General features: G+C 68.4%; 8 protein-coding genes. All 8 read left to right on the top strand.

Annotated features, from left to right (window positions below):
• Positions 1–7 precede the first annotated feature (7 nt).
• The 8 genes from ABD224_RS07625 to ABD224_RS07590 all read left to right on the top strand — a co-directional run bounded on the left by ABD224_RS07625 (position 8) and on the right by ABD224_RS07590 (position 16,151).
• Positions 8–7,000 (top strand): polymorphic toxin-type HINT domain-containing protein, encoded by a 6,993-nt coding sequence (locus ABD224_RS07625; protein ID WP_344048232.1) that lies wholly within the window; start codon positions 8–10, stop codon positions 6,998–7,000.
• A gap of 586 nt (positions 7,001–7,586) precedes the next feature.
• Positions 7,587–7,754 (top strand): hypothetical protein, encoded by a 168-nt coding sequence (locus ABD224_RS07620; RefSeq protein ID WP_344048230.1) that lies wholly within the window; start codon positions 7,587–7,589, stop codon positions 7,752–7,754.
• Positions 7,755–8,337: 583 nt separating this feature from the next.
• Positions 8,338–8,658, top strand: a complete 321-nt coding sequence (gene rplU / locus ABD224_RS07615; RefSeq protein ID WP_067389876.1) for a 50S ribosomal protein L21 — start codon at positions 8,338–8,340, stop codon at positions 8,656–8,658.
• A gap of 14 nt (positions 8,659–8,672) precedes the next feature.
• The gene (rpmA, locus tag ABD224_RS07610; RefSeq protein WP_067389879.1) at positions 8,673–8,927 is read left to right on the top strand and encodes a 50S ribosomal protein L27; all 255 of its coding nucleotides are present in this window, start codon (positions 8,673–8,675) and stop codon (positions 8,925–8,927) included.
• A 140-nt stretch (positions 8,928–9,067) separates the two neighbouring features.
• Positions 9,068–10,510: a GTPase ObgE gene (obgE, locus tag ABD224_RS07605; protein WP_344048227.1), complete on the top strand. Its 1,443-nt coding sequence runs from the start codon at positions 9,068–9,070 to the stop codon at positions 10,508–10,510.
• A 314-nt stretch (positions 10,511–10,824) separates the two neighbouring features.
• Entirely contained in the window at positions 10,825–12,324 is a 1,500-nt protein-coding gene (locus ABD224_RS07600) for a D-ribitol-5-phosphate cytidylyltransferase (RefSeq protein ID WP_344048225.1), read from the top strand.
• A 225-nt stretch (positions 12,325–12,549) separates the two neighbouring features.
• Entirely contained in the window at positions 12,550–14,673 is a 2,124-nt protein-coding gene (locus ABD224_RS07595; protein WP_344048223.1) for a hypothetical protein, read from the top strand.
• A gap of 275 nt (positions 14,674–14,948) precedes the next feature.
• On the top strand, positions 14,949–16,151 hold the full coding sequence (locus ABD224_RS07590; protein ID WP_344048220.1) for a glycosyltransferase family 2 protein: 1,203 nt from the start codon (positions 14,949–14,951) through the stop codon (positions 16,149–16,151).
• Positions 16,152–16,157: the final 6 nt, after the last annotated feature.

Genomic DNA, 16,157 nt, shown 5'->3' with positions numbered 1-16,157 from the left:
TTGTCCGATGTTCTTCCGTGGCCGCTCACTGAGCCGCCGCGTGCCCAGACGGGCGGTCGCCATGACGGTGTTCGGGCTTTCGCTCGCGCTGTCCGCGTCCTCCGTCCAGGCAGTGGCGCTCGACGACGGTGCCCGGGGCCGCACCAGCCGCCCCGGTGTCCAGGACGACGGGGATCCCGTCAAAGGATTCGCCGCCACGCCCAGACCCCGCCCCACCGATCCGGCGCGCAAGGCCGCGGTCAAGGGGCTCGACAAGGCGGTGTGGCCCCGGCAGGGCGGCGCCGAGGTGAAGCTGGGGACCACCGCGGAAGCGGGTGGCCTGCCGGTCACGGTCCTCGCCGCCGGGGCCGGCGGCGGTGGCAAGGCCGGCAGGGCCAGGTCCGCCGCCCGCGCCCAGGACGCCAAGGCGCCGGACACGGTGCGCGTCGACGTCCTCGACCCGCGGCGGGCGGCGAAGCTCGGCGCCGGCGTGCTGCTCGGTGTGCGGCGCGCCGACGGCTCGGGCCGGGCTGCCAAGGTCCGCCTGACCGTCGACTACTCGAAGTTCGCCGAGGGCTTCGGCGGCTCCTACGCCTCCCGCCTGCGACTCGTCCAGCTGCCGGCCTGCGCCGCCGTCGCCGTTCCCGGCAGCGAGGACTGCCCCGAGCAGCCCAAGGTGCTGCCCACGGTGAACGATGTGCAGACCGGTACCGTCTCCGCCGACGTGACCGCCGCCCCGGCCCCCGTCGGGGGCGTCTCCACCATGGCGGCCACGGCGACCTCCCTGGTGGCGGTCGAGGCGGGGCCGTCCGGTGCCCAGGGCACGTACAAGGCCACGGCCCTGTCCCCCTCGGCCAGCTGGAACGTGTCCACCTCCTCGGGCGCCTTCAACTGGAACTATCCGCTGCGCACGGTCCCGACCCCGGGCGGCCTGGTCCCCACCGTGGGCATCGGCTACTCCTCCCAGACGGCGGACGGACGCACCTCGGCCACCAACAACCAGGGCTCCTGGATCGGCGAGGGCTTCTCGTACGACCCCGGCTACATCGAGCGCCGTTACAAGCCGTGCTCCGACGACGGGCACAGCAACTCCGGTGAGCAGTGCTGGGCGTTCGACAACGCCACGATCATGCTCGACGGCATGGCCGGCGAGCTGGTCAAGGACGACACCACCGGTGAGTGGCACCTGTCGGCCGACGACGGCACAAGGGTCGAGAAGCTGACCGGTGCCGTCAACGGCGACGAGGGCGGCTCGGGCGACAAGGGCGAGTACTGGAAGGTCACCACCCCCGAGGGCACCGAGTACTACTTCGGCCTGAACCGCCTGCCGGGCTGGGCCACCGGCGACGAGGAGACCGACTCCGTCTGGACGGCCCCGGTCTTCGGCGACGACTCCGGTGAGCCCTGCTACGACGCCACCTTCGCCGACGCCCACTGCCGGCAGGCGTGGCGCTGGAGCCTGGACTACGTCAAGGACACCCACGGCAACGTGATGTCCTACTTCTACGAGCGCGAGACCAACCACTACGCGCTGAACGGCAAGACGGACGTCAACGGCACGGCGTACCACCGCGGCGGTTACCTCAAGCGCATCGACTACGGCCAGCGCGACGGCCAGGTGTACGCGGCGAAGGCCCCGGCCCGCGTCGTCTTCAACACCGCCGAACGCTGCCTGCCCACCGACGGCTTCGACTGCGCCGAGAGCAAGCGCACCAAGGCGAACGCCGCACACTGGCCGGACGTCCCGGTCGACCTGGAGTGCAAGTCCGGCACCAAGTGCACCTCGTCCGTCCAGACCTTCTGGACCACCAAGCGGCTGACGTCGGTCGTCACGCAGATGCGCAAGGACGCCACGAGCTACCAGGACGTGGACGCCTGGACCTTCACCCACCTGTTCACCGACAACGGCGACGACTCCAAGACGCTGTGGCTGTCGAAGATCGAGCACGAGGGCCGCGCCGGCACGGCGGTGAGGCTGCCGGCCGTGGAGCTGTTCGGCGAGCAGCTCGCCAACCGCGTGGACGCGATCGGCGACAACATCGCGCCCTTCCACCGGTTCCGGCTCTCGACGGTACTGAGCGAGACCGGCGCCCAGCTCGACGTGAACTACGCACCCGCCGAGTGCACCAAGAGCGCGCTGCCCGAGCCGGGCGAGTCGACCAAGCGCTGCTACCCGGTGAAGTGGGCCCCGCCGGGCCACATCGACCCGATCACGGACTGGTTCCACAAGTACGTCGTCTCGGCGGTCATCGAGACCGACCGCACCGGCGGCAGCGACTCGATGGTCACCCGCTACACCTACCTGGGCGACGCGGCCTGGCGTAAGGCCAAGCCGGACGGCATCACCGACGACAAGTACCTGACCTGGGGCAACTGGCAGGGCTACGGCAAGGTCAGGGTCACCAGCGGCACGCCCGACAAGCAGACCACGCGGGTCGACTACACGTTCATGCAGGGCATGGACGGCGACAAGGACCCCGACGGCGGCACCCGTTCGGTGAAGGTCAAGGACTCCACCGGCGCCGAGTACACGGACGCCGAGGAGTTCACCGGCCACGAACTGGAGGCGGCCACCTACGACGGTGACAAGCTCGTCTCCAAGAGGATCCAGACGCCGTGGAAGCACTACACGGCCACCCAGACCAGGAGCTGGGGCACCACCCGTGCGGCGATCGTGCGCGTCAAGACCGGCCGAGGCTTCGACCTGAAGTCCGACGGCACCTGGCGCGAGACGAAGTCGACGACGAAGTACGAGACCGCGAACGGCACCGGCCGGGTCGTGGAGGTCGACGACCAAGGCGACCTCTCGACGACCAAGGACGACACCTGCACCCGCACCACGTACGCGGACAACGAGGCGAAGAACATCCTGTCGCTGCCCGCGCGCAGCGAGTCGGTGTCCGTCAGATGCTCCGTCACCCCGGACCGCAGGACGCAGGTCCTGGCGGACGAGCGCACGTCGTACGACGGCGGGGCGTTCGGCGCGGCCCCGGTCAAGGGCGACGCGACGAAGACCGAGCGGCTGGTCGCACACGACGGCACGACGGCGACGTACCAGGTCACCGGTACCACGACCTACGACTCCTACGGGCGCCCGCTGTCCCAGAAGGACGCCAAGCAGAACGAGACGAGGATCGCCTACACCGAGACCAACGGTCTGCTGACGAAGACGGTCTTCACCAACGCGCTCGGGCACGTCACGACCACCGACTACGCCCCCGCCTGGGGCATGTCCACCGGCCAGACCGACCCGAACGGCAAGCGGACGGACCTCGTCTATGACGCGCTGGGCCGTCTGATCTCGGTGTGGCTGCCCGACCGGGCCAGGCAGCAGACGCCGAGCATCAAGTACTCGTACACCGTCCGCAAGGACAAGGTCACCTCGATCAAGACCGAGAAGATCGAGAACGACGGCTCCTACGGCGCCGAGTACCAGCTCTACGACAGCCTGCTCAGGCCCCGGCAGATCCAGACCGAGGGTCCGGACGGCACCCGCATGGTCGCCGACACCTGGTACGACGGCAACGGCAACGTCAAGAAGACCAACTCCACCTACAACGCGGCGGGCGCGCCGTCGGACGAGCTGCTGCTCGTGCGCAACGGCGAGGTCGGCGCGCAGAGCCTGATGGAGTACGACGGCCTGGGCCGGATGACGGCCCAGATCTTCGCGGTCGGCGGCGCCGAGCAGTGGCGCACCACGACCACGTACGACGGCGAGATGACCCACGTCGACCCGCCGGCCGGCGGCGTGCCCACCACGACGGTCACGGACGGGCAGGGCAACGTCGCCGAGATCCGCCACTACCGGGGCTCCTCCCCGGGCGTGGGCGTGCCGTACGACTCGACGAAGTACACCTACACGCCCGCGGGCAAGCTGGAGACGGTCACCGACGCCAAGGGCAACGTGTGGCGGTACGAGTACGACCTGCTGGGCCGCAGGATCAAGTCGGTCGACCCGGACGCGGGCACCTCGCGCACGGAGTACGACGAGCTGGACCGGCCGGTGGCCACCTGGGACGGCCGCAACAAGAAGATCTCCACGGTCTACGACAAGCTCGGCCGCGTGGTGTCGACCTGGCAGGGCGACCCGGACACCGGCACCAAGCTGACCGAGACCAGGTACGACAAGGCGGGCTGGCTGGGCCAGGCCTACGCCTTCCTGAGCTATGTCTCGCCGACGGAGTACTTCGGGAGCGTCGTCCAGTCGATGGACGACTTCTACCGTCCGCTGAGGACGGCGTACCAGGTCCCGGCGTCGCAGGGCGACCTGGCCGGCACGTACGTCTTCACATCGGCGTACAACCGTGACGGCACCCTGCAGTCCTCCGGCCTGCCCGCCATCGGCGACCTGCCGGCGGAGGTGCTGACCTACACGTACGACTCCCTGCAGCGTCCGAAGACGATGAGGGGCGCCACGTCGTACGTCACCGACACGGTCTACTCGAGGAACAGCCGGCTGCAGCAGCTGGAACTGTTCACCGGCAGCGGCAAGAAGGTCTGGCAGACCTTCGACTACGAGACGGGCACCGACCGGCTGACCCGCTCGGTGGTCGACGTCTACGGCGCGACCGCCCCGGCCAAGGAGGCGAACTACTCCTACGACCAGGTGGGCAACGTCCTGTCCATCGCGGACACGGCGAACTCCGCCTCGCCGGACGTGCAGTGCTTCGCCTACGACAGCCGGCAGCGGCTGGCGGAGGCGTGGACGCCGGCGTCGTCGGCGGCCGACGCGGCGGGTACGGGATCGCGCGGGTCCACCGCGCCGCTGGAGGGCACCGGTCCGAAGGCGTGCGAGGCCGCCCCGGGGACGAAGGCGCTCGGCGGTCCGGCCCCGTACTGGAAGTCGTACGAGACCGACGCCATCGGCAACCGCGTCTCCGAGACGATCCACGACACCGGCCTGGACGCCACGAAGAACATCACCCGCACCTACGAGTACGGCGGCGCGGGAGCCCAGGGCAACGGGCCGCACCAGGTCACGAAGGTGGTGGAGAAGACCCCGACCGGGGACCGGCAGTCGACGTACGAGTACGACGCCGCCGGCAACACCGTCAAGCGCACGATCGGCGGCAACACGCAGTCCCTGGTCTGGACGGACACGGGCAAGCTGAGCGAGGTCACCGACGCGAGCGGTGCGAAGACCTCGTACCTGTACGACGGCTCCGGCGACCGTCTCGTCCGCAAGGACCCCTCCGGCACGACCGTCTACCTGCCGGGCACCGAGCTGAAGCTGTCGGCCGACGGCACGAAGAAGGAGGCCACCCGCTACTACGAGTACGCCGGTCGGACCGTGGCGGTCCGCAGCGGCGGCAAGCTGTCCTTCATCGCCTCCGACCACCACGGCACGGGCGAGCTGGCGATCGACGCGGCGACGGGTGCGATCTCCCAGCGGCGCTTCGACCCCTTCGGTGTGGAGCGTGGCGAGAAGACCGGCACCTGGCCGGGCGAGAAGGGCTTCGTCGGCGGCACGATCGACGCCTCGACCGGTCTGACGCATCTGGGGGCGCGGGAGTACGACCCCCAGATAGGCAAGTTCATCTCTGTCGACCCGATCATCGACTACACCCAGCCCCAGCAGATCAACGGCTACGCCTACGCCAACAACTCCCCGGTCACGCACGCGGACCCCAGCGGCATGATCATTCCGGACTGCTGGTTCGGCCTGCTCAAGTGCAGCGGCGGCAAGCCCGTCGTCGAGAAGAAGGACCCGGTCGGGGAGGCCCAGTCGAAGGTCGACCAGGCATCCGCGAAGGTCGCGGCGGCGCAGTCGCAGCAGGCTGCCGCGAAGCAGCGCATCAAGTCGGCGGGCAAGGCCCTCGTCAAGATCGTCCGGGACATCCTCGGCGTCGACGCGGCCCTCGACTGCATCTCCAGCGGTGACGTCGGCGCCTGCGGCGAGACCCTGCTCAACATCGCCGGCAGCTTCGCGGGCGGCCTGGCGGGCAAGATCCTCGCGAAATACGGCACGCCGTGGAACTGGGTGAAGGGCGTCAAGCTCGCGAAGCGGGTGACCGGTTTGGTCAGCAATCTGATCGGCGGCGTCAAGGACCTGTGGAAGGCCAACAAGGCGCTCGGCAAAGCGAAGACCGCCCTGGCCAAGGCCAAGGACAAACTGGCGGACGCCAGAAAGAAGGCCGCGGAGGCCCTCAGGAAGAAGGGGGCATCCGAGGACGCCGGCTCGTGCCCCAGCAAGGGCAAGCACAGCTTCCTGCCTGGTACGAAGGTCCTGTTGGCGAACGGCAAGACCAAGCCGATCGAGAAGGTGAAGCTCGGCGACAGGATCACCGCCACGGACCCGAAGACGGGGAAGACGACGGTACGTGAGATCGTCGGCACCATCGTCACCGAGGACGACAAGCACTTCGTCGATCTGACGGTCAAGGGCCGCTCCGGCAAGGCCGAGAAGCTGGTTTCCACCACGACCCACCCCTTCTGGTCCGACTCGGAGCGGGCCTGGATCGAGGCCGGCGACCTCAAGCCGGGCATGCGCCTGCACACGGCAAACGGCGAGGCGGTCGAACTCACGGCCATTCACGCCTTCGACAAGCGCCAGCGCACGCACGACCTGACGGTCGAGGACGTCCACACGTACTATGTGCTGGCAGAGGCTACGCCGGTCCTCGTTCACAACTGTGGCGAGGCCGATGATGACTTGCTCGACTTCGCAGACGAGGCACTGAAGATAGAACCGGAATCGCGCCCCAATGTCGCCACGAAGATTACGTCCGCGGATGGAGAGCATGTCCGATTCGCCTACGCAGTAGATACGCGCACTGGTGCAATGCCTCCGCAGACAGCGAGGGCAATAGCTGACTCCGGACATCACGGTGGATGCGGGGAAGTTGGGTGTGCCATTCAGTTCGAGAACGACGGTATCCCGCTGGAGGGGGCGACATACCAGTCCGTCAAGATTGGTGGTGGCACCAGAGGAAATGCGTTTCCACTTGAGGAACATGGCGAGCTGATCGGACCATGCCCTGCCTGTCGGCGGTTCTTGCCTCTAATCGGTGGACGTGGGTGAGTCTCGTGCCTGTCTCTCCAGAGTTGCGCGCCGCACTTCAAAGATTGAGAAAAGTGCGATCCGAAAGGCCCAGGGATGAGCACGACACCGAATCCTTTGCCGCGTGGCGGGAAAGGATTGCAGACGCTTTGGATTCGCTGGCTGGCGTTCTGATCTACCAAGAAGATCGCCAGAGGGCTGCGGCCGAAGCGGCCGCTGCTCGTGCCGAAGCAGCAAGAATCCGTGCTGCACTGGAGCAAGAGGGCTGATCGAGAGATCTCTGCACTGATTCGTCCGCTTGTGCAACTGCGGGCGGGAACTTCCCTGCATGTGCCAGAAGCCCCATCGGGAGTGCATTCGGTGGGGCTTCTGTGTCATTTGACGGCAACGTCAGCGGACTGCCGCCGCGACGGGTGGGTCGTCAGTGCCGTCGTCGGTCGTATCGAGTGCGATGACCTGCCTGGAGGGAAGCAGGGGAGCTGGACGACGGTTGTTCCCTGGAGACGGAACAGGTGATTGATGCCCCTGAGGGCACGCAGGCATTCAGGGGCATCGACACCTCGGCCCAGGCGGTGGGCGAGCAGCCGGGCCGAGCATTGAGCAGCTCATGTTCCGGTTGCCCGACGCCTGCACTGCCATGAAGGCGCGGTTCAAGTCCCTGGGGGCGGGTCTCGGCCCGTACAGCTACGGCAACAACAGCTGTGTGACGTGCTGTGTCAGCACCCTGCGAGCAGGAGGCAGATACCCGCCGGCCGCGCTGGAGACGGAGGACTGATGCTGGACGGTGAGGAACACTGGAACGCCCTGCCGGCCGAGATCCTGGTGAGCCGGAGGACCGGGGCGCTCCGCGCCAAGCCCGTGGGGACCTGATCTCGGTCGCTGCTCAGCTGGACCTGGCCGCGCGCAGCAACCGGCAGGCCTTCCCGCTTGACGGGATCGTCGACTACGACGAGCAGGCCGGTCCGCTGGAGAGGCCTGCCGTGCTGCTTGGGAGGCCGTGAAGACGGCGCCCGGCAGGGAAACGGCGGGCATCGGAGCTGGACCGGCTCGCCCCCACGCTGACCGCCGCGATCGAGGGCGTCGCCGACCTTGCCCGACAGCGCGGCGTCGAGGTACGGCTGCACCGTTTGGGCGTCCCGAGCAGTAGACGGTCCACGGGGCCCGGCCTGGTTTGACCCCCCCAGGCCGGGCCCCGTAATCTTGACCGTCGGCGTGTCCCCAGACCCGCCACATCCCCGTAAACCCCTTCCTCCCGGGACCGGGCCCGTACGGGCCGTGACCGGGAGAGGCCGTTCGCGCGTGTCGCAGAACGGCTGGCCTGCGGGGGTGCCGTTCCCGAGCGAGAGAGTGAGATCTGCGTGTACGCCATCGTGCGCAGCGGTGGTCGCCAGCACAAGGTTGCTGTCGGCGACATCGTTGAGATTGACAAGATTCCCACCGCCAAGGTCGGCGACACGGTCGAGCTCTCGACCCTGCTGCTCGTCGACGGCGACTCCGTGACCAGCGACCCGTGGGTGCTGGCCGGCGTCAAGGTCCAGGCCGAGGTCGTGGACCACCACAAGGGCCAGAAGATCGACATTCTGCGCTACAAGAGCAAGACCGGCTACCGTCGTCGGCAGGGCCACCGTCAGCAGTACACGACGATCAAGGTCACGTCGATCCCCTCGGCCGCGAAGTAAGGGACTGAAGAGAGATGGCACACAAGAAGGGCGCATCGTCCACCCGGAACGGTCGCGACTCCAACGCCAAGCGGCTCGGCGTGAAGCGCTTCGGTGGTCAGGTCGTCAACGCGGGTGAGATCCTGGTCCGCCAGCGCGGCACCCACTTCCACCCGGGCGCCGGTGTCGGCCGTGGCGGCGACGACACGCTGTTCGCGCTGCAGGCCGGTGCGGTGAAGTTCGGCACCAGCCGCGGCCGCAGGGTCGTGAGCATCGTCCCGGTCGCCTGACCCAGGTTCGGACCGGACATTTCGCGAGGCGGACCTCACTTCCCGGGCGGGAAGGCGGGTCCGCCTTTCGCATGTTGAGCAGGAGACATTCCCCACCTCCCCGGCCGCCGGCCGGGAGAACTCCCAGGAGGCACTTCACCATGACCACCTTCGTGGACCGCGTCGAACTCCATGTCGCCGCGGGTAACGGAGGCCACGGCTGTGCCTCCGTGCACCGCGAGAAGTTCAAGCCGCTCGGCGGTCCGGACGGCGGCAACGGCGGGCGCGGCGGGGACGTGATCCTCACCGTCGACCAGTCCGTCACCACGCTGCTGGAGTACCACCACTCCCCGCACCGCAAGGCCACCAATGGCAAGCCCGGCGAGGGCGGCCACCGCTCCGGCAAGGACGGCGAGGACCTGGTGCTGACCGTGCCGGACGGAACCGTCGTCCTCGACAAGGCGGGCCATGTCCTCGCCGACCTGGTCGGACACGGCACCTCGTACGTCGCCGCCCGGGGCGGCCGGGGCGGTCTCGGCAACGCGGCGCTGGCCTCCCCCCGCCGCAAGGCGCCCGGCTTCGCGCTGCTGGGCGAGCCGGGAGAGGTGAAGGACATCGTCCTGGAGCTGAAGACCGTCGCCGATGTGGCCCTGGTCGGCTACCCGAGCGCCGGCAAGTCCTCCCTGATCTCCGTCCTCTCCGCCGCCAAGCCGAAGATCGCGGACTATCCCTTCACCACCCTCGTCCCCAACCTGGGTGTCGTCACCGCCGGCTCCACCGTCTACACCGTCGCCGACGTCCCCGGTCTCATTCCGGGCGCCAGCAAGGGCAAGGGGCTCGGCCTCGAGTTCCTCCGGCACGTCGAGCGGTGCAGCGTGCTCGTGCACGTACTGGACACGGCCACCCTGGAGTCCGACCGCGACCCGGTCTCCGACCTCGACGTCATCGAGGAGGAGCTTCGGCAGTACGGCGGCCTCGACGACCGTCCCCGCATCGTCGTCCTGAACAAGATCGACATCCCTGACGGCAAGGACCTCGCCGAGATGGTCCGCCCCGACCTCGAGGCGCGCGGCCTTCGTGTCTTCGAGGTGTCGGCGGTGGCGCGCACCGGGCTCAAGGAGCTGTCGTACGCGCTCGCCGACCTGGTCGCGAAGGCGCGTGCGGCCCGGCCGAGGAAGGAGTCGACCCGCATCGTCATCCGGCCGGTGGCCGTCGACGACACCGGCTTCACCGTCACCCGTGAGGGCGACGGCCTCTTCCGTGTGCGGGGCGAGAAGCCCGAACGCTGGGTGCGGCAGACCGACTTCAACAACGACGAGGCCGTCGGCTATCTCGCCGACCGGCTCAACCGCCTCGGTGTCGAGGAGGAGTTGCTGAAGGCCGGTGCCCGGCCCGGCGACGGCGTCGCCATCGGTCCCGAGGACGACGCGGTCGTCTTCGACTGGGAGCCGTCGATCATGACGGGTGCGGAGAGGCTCGGCCGCCGCGGTGAGGACCACCGCTTCGAGCAGATCCGCCCGGCCGCCCAGCGCCGCCGTGACCGGCAGGCGGAACGCGAGGAAGCCGAGCGCGGGTACGACGGCGACGGCTTCGAGCCGTTCTAGGCGGACGACTCGGGAAAACCCCGTCGCGGGACGAGAGCGAGATGCCGCGGAACGCCCCTGTGGAATTCCGCGGCATCGCACTGCCCGGCGAGCTCTTTTCGTGTTCCCCGAGGACTTCCCGGCAGGCTGTTGTGGGGTTACTCACAACTTTTTGTGTGGGAATTTTGTCCGGTTTGTCCTGATATTAATCACTGGCCGTGCAAAGTGAATGACAGGTTGCGCCTGGATTTGCTCCGGAAGGCACCCACCTTGCACAGCGCTAACCCCAAGTGGGAGCATTTCGGCATTCCCTGTTGCCCCAAGGTAGGTCACCTGTGTCCCAGCACGTAGCCAAGCCACGTACCACCGCAGTGATCCTGGCCGGCGGCACCGGCCAGCGGGTGGGCCTGTCAATCCCCAAGCAGCTGCTGAAGATCGCCGGCAAGGCAGTCATCGAGCACACCCTGACCACCTTCGAGAAGGCCGACTCCATCGACGACGTCATCGTGCTGATGGCGCCGGGCTATGTGCCGGACGTGGAGAAGATCGTCGCCAAGGCCGGGTTCACGAAGGTCTCCCGGATCATCGAGGGTGGCGCCACCCGGAACGAGACCACCAAGCGTGCCATCGCCGCCCTGAGCGAGGGCCTGGCCGAGGGCGAGGACCTCAACGTCCTGTTCCACGACGCCGTACGCCCCCTGCTGTCGCAGCGCGTCATCGACGACTGCGTGGCCGCGCTGGAGCGCTACGAGGCCGTCGACGTGGCCATCCCCTCCGCGGACACCATCATCGTCACCCGTACCCACGGCCAGGACGGCGAGTTCATCACCGAGATCCCGGACCGCTCCCGCCTGCGCCGCGGCCAGACCCCGCAGGCCTTCAGACTGTCCACCATACGCCGCGCCTACGAGATCGCGGAGGGTGACCCCAAGTTCCAGGCCACCGACGACTGCTCCGTCGTGCTCAAGTACCTGCCGGACGTGCCGATCCACGTCGTGGCGGGAGACGAGTACAACATGAAGGTCACCCAGCCCGTCGACGTCTTCATCGCCGACAAGCTCTTCCAGCTCGCCTCGACCGCCGCTCCCGAGCAGAACGGTGAGGAGGCCTACCGCGAACAGCTCACCGGCAAGACGGTCGTCGTCTTCGGGGGCTCCTACGGCATCGGCAAGGACGTCGCCGAACTCGCCAGGGCCTACGGCGCGAACGTCTACGCCCTGGGCCGCTCCACCACCGGCACCCACGTGGAGAACCCGGAGGACGTCGACGACGCGCTGTCCAGGGCGTACGCCGAGACCGGCCGTATCGACTACGTCGTCAACACCGCGGGCGTGCTGCGCATCGGCAAGCTCGCCGAGACCGACAACGCCACCATCGAGGAGGCGCTGAAGGTCAATTACCTGGCCCCGGTGCAGATCGCGCGTTCCTCCTACAAGTACCTGGCGGAGACCAAGGGCCAGCTGCTGCTGTACACCTCCAGCAGCTACACCCGCGGCCGCGCCGAGTACAGCCTGTACTCCTCCACCAAGGCGGCCATCGTGAATCTCACCCAGGCTCTGTCCGACGAGTGGGCCGCCGACGGCGTCCGGGTGAACTGCATCAATCCCGAGCGCACCGCCACGCCGATGCGTACCAAGGCCTTCGGCCAGGAGCCCGCGGGCACGCTGCTGTCCTCCGAGGCCGTGGCCCGCACCTCGCTCGACGTGCTGCTGTCGGATCTGACCGGACACGTCATCGACGTGCGTCAGCAGGACCCGACGGCGAGTGCCTCCAAGGCCTCGGGGTTCGAACAGGCGCTGGCCGCCGTCCTCGACCGCGAGGACGGCGTGGCATGATCGCCTGCTGAACAGACATCCGCCCGCCAGGCCTCTGTGGCTGCCCGCTCGCCGAGCATTCACAGAGGCCTGAGTCCGTGAGTTTTCATGCCGTTCCCACAACTGCATAATTCACACGGCACATCAACAGGTCCTTTTTCCGATAATTCTGTGGGTCTGCGGATTCTTCCGGCGGTTCACGACCCGCAGTGACAAACCAGCACCCCTCCCAGAGCAGGTTTTCCCGTGATCTCCACCGCTATCCGCGTCGCCCGGGTGGGCAGCGCGGCCGAACTGGCCGCGGCGGCCCTCATGGCGCTGGGCTTTCCCTGCCTCATGGTGGCCGCGCTCGTCTCGAACGTGTACGGTTTCGCGGCCGCGGCCGCTGTGACGTACCTGGCGGACCACTACCTGGACCGCAAGGGCAGCTACCTGATCAGGCAGCTGGACAAGATACGTGTCGGCCTGTCCACCCGCTTCCTGGTCCGGCAACTGCTCCTGGTCCTGCTGATCGCCCGCCTCGGCCTCGACGACACTCTTCTCCTCTACGTCACCACCGCCTGCTTCGTCGCCCTGTACGGCCTCCAGGTCCCGCACAGCGTGCTGACCACCCTGATCGGCAACCGCCGCCGGATGCCGGTCGCCACCCGCAACATCGACCTGGCCTCCCGCATCCGCATCCCGGACGCGCCGCCGCGCGGCCTGCTGAACCGGTCCGCGGAGAAGATGCTCCACCTCGATCTCCCCGCGGTCGCGGGCGTCCTGGTCACGGGGGCGGTGCGGAACTCCCTCTTCGCCTACGCCGGCATCGCCGTCAGCCTGGTCCTCTCCCTCTTCTACGTCCTCGCGCTGACGCCGTACGTACGCGGCCGGCGGATCCCGCCGAAGGCGGAGAAGGTCCTCGCGGCCCTGGACGACTGGCTGCGCGAGTACCGGCCCGAGACGGTGCTGTACTTCTCCGGCTCCAAGGACTCCGCGTACCAGGTCAACATGTGGCTGGACACGATGGAGCGGCTGGACACCCGGCCGCTGATCATCCTGCGTGAGCGGGTCATCCTGAAGAAGCTGGCGCCCACCACGGTCCCCGTCATCTGCGTGCCCGGAGGGGTGCACCTGATGAACATGGACCTGTCCACGGTGCGGGTCGCGCTGTACGCGGCGAACGTCGGCAAGAACATCCACATGCTGCGCGTGCCCACCATGAAGCACGTCTTCATCGGCCATGGCGACAGCGACAAGATCGCCAGTGTCAACCCGTTCAGCAAGGTGTACGACGAGGTGTGGACCGCCGGTCGCGCGGGCCGCGACCGCTACGCCATCGCCGACGTCGGCGTCCGGGACGAGGACATCGTGGAGGTCGGCCGTCCGCAGCTGGCGCCCATCCAGAGCTGGCAGGGCGTGCCCGAGGGGCGTATCCCGACCGTGCTGTACGCGCCCACCTGGGAGGGCTGGGACGACAACCCGGGCAACACCTCCCTCATGCTCGCGGGCGAGAACATCGTGAAGAAGCTGGTGAAGGCCGATCCGCCGGTCCGTGTCCTGTACAAGCCGCACCCCTTCACCGGCACCCGCAGCGCGCGGGCCAAGGCCGCGCACCACAGGATCACCGCCCTGATCGAGAAGGCCGCCGCCGAGCGCGCCGCCGACCCGCGGTTCACCACCGACACCGCCGCCCAGGCCAAGGCCAAGGCAGAGCTGTCCCGGATCGAGGCCCGGCTGGCCGAGCTGACGGGCCCGGCCGGCGGCGAGGCCGACGAGGCCGAGGCCACCCGGGACAGCCTGGTCGACATGGCCAGACACGAGGAGATCGCCCGGCTGCGTGCCGAGTGGAACGCCGCGTACTGGCGCTCCCAGGAATCCTGGCAGCACCGGATCATCACCGGCGCCGAGCCGCGTCTGTACGACTGCTTCAACGTCTCCGACGCGATGGTCTCCGACATCTCCAGCGTGGTCTCCGACTTCATCGCCAGCGGCAAGCCGTACGCGGTCACGGACTCCGCGGGGCTGGGCGCCGAGAAGTTCAAGCAGAACAACACCGCGGTGCGCGCCGCCGTGATCCTGTCCAACAGCGCGGACGAACTCGACGAGCTGCTCGCCGCGGTGCGCGACCCGGCGGCCGATCCGCTGGCCGAGGAGCGCGAGAAGCTGCGGCAGTACCTGCTCGGTCCGGACGAGCCGAAGTCCATCGACCGCTTCAACAAGGCCATCGCGGACCTCGCCCTCAAGGCCGAGACCCGCAATCTCGGCCAGGCCACGCGCGCGGCGGCCGAAGCCATGGGGTCGGCGACCCCGGCGAACGCGCTGCCCGGGCAGCGGACGGCCTCGGACGGCCGGACCGTGGCCGGGACGGGCGGTGCGGCGGCGGGCTGACACAGCCGCCGGAGGCGAGGGGCCCGGTACTGGGAAAGCGACTCCCGGTGCCGGGCCTCGCCGTTTCCCGCCCGTGCTGCCCGCCGTCCTCTCCGCACATTTACCTTTTGCGCATTCACCGCGTGACACTTGCCACAGCTCCCGGTTTCGAAGCAACCGGCCGTCCCGGTGATCACTCTCAGAAGGAGAGCTCAGAAGCAGAGACTGACGCGGTGGAACTCCTTGCTCTGGAGGAAGTTGTGACAAAAGGGCGTGAGGCCAAGGGGCGTGAGGCCGTGGCGCAGCCCGATGTCAGTGTGATCATCGGCGCCTACGAGGCGATGCCGTACCTGGTCGAGTGCCTGGCCAGTGTCGAGGCCCAGACCCTGGACCCGGCCCGCATCGAGGTGATCGCGGTCGACGACGGATCCACGGACGGCACCGGGGAGTACCTGGAGGAGTTCGCCGCCCGCGCCCCCATGCCCGTCACGGTCATCCGCCAGGAGAACTCCGGCGGTCCCAGCGGCCCGCGCAACGTCGGCCTCAGCAAGGCGGTCGGGCGCTACGTCTTCTTCCTCGACGCCGACGACCGGCTCGGCCCGGAGGCCTTGGAGCGGATGGTCGCCATGGCCGACGAGAACGGCACGGACGTGGTCCTCGGCAGGGTCGAGGGCGTCAATCGCAACGCGCCCAAGTCGATGTGGGGCAAGACGCTGAAGCGCACCGACGTCTTCTCCTCCAACATCAAGTTCACCCTCAGTGCCCAGAAGCTGTTCCGCCGCGAGTTGCTGGAGCGGCACGGCATGCGGTTCGACGAGTCGCTGTTCACCGGTGAGGACGCGCTGTTCACCATGGAGGCCTATCTGCGGGCCGACGGCATCTCGGTGATCTCCGACTACACCTGCTACTACCTGGTCGGCCGCACCGACGGAAAGCACGTGACCAAGTCGGGCAGTTACACCCTGCGCTTCGACTCCGCCCGCGCCCTGATGAACCTGATCGCCGAGATGGTGCCCGCGGGCCCCAAGCGGGACTCGCTCATGATCCGGCCCTTCCTGATCACGGTGCTGCCCCAGTTCGGGCCGAGGTTCCTGAAGGAAACCGAGGAGGTGCGGCGGCACAAGCTGGAGCTGGCCAAGCCGCTGATGGACGCCCACTGGAACGAGGGCGTCGCCCGCCTCCTGAAGGTCCACGAGCGGCTGCGGCTGCACCTGGTGGCTCAGCAGCGGCTGGATCTCCTCGACGACGTCGTGGAGTTCGTCGGCGCCAAGCGGAAGCCCGACGCCCTTCTGGAGAAGCGGGGTACGCGCCTCTACCTCGCCTACCCCCACTTCCGTTCCAAGAAGGCCGGCATACCCGACTGGGTCTACCTCGCCGGACCCCGTGAGGCCCGTTCGTTCCCGGGCTGGCGCCGGACGCCGCCCCCGTCCTTCCCGCGCCGGGTCATCCGCAGACTCCGCCGTCTGCTCTCCTCCAGGGGAACCACGGCAGCCGCCTGAACCCGG

Source organism: Streptomyces thermoalcalitolerans, from assembly GCF_039525155.1.
GTDB lineage: Bacteria > Actinomycetota > Actinomycetes > Streptomycetales > Streptomycetaceae > Streptomyces > Streptomyces thermovulgaris.
The sequence above is the reverse complement of the archived record's forward strand: the minus strand, read 5'-3'. Positions and strand labels throughout refer to the sequence as shown.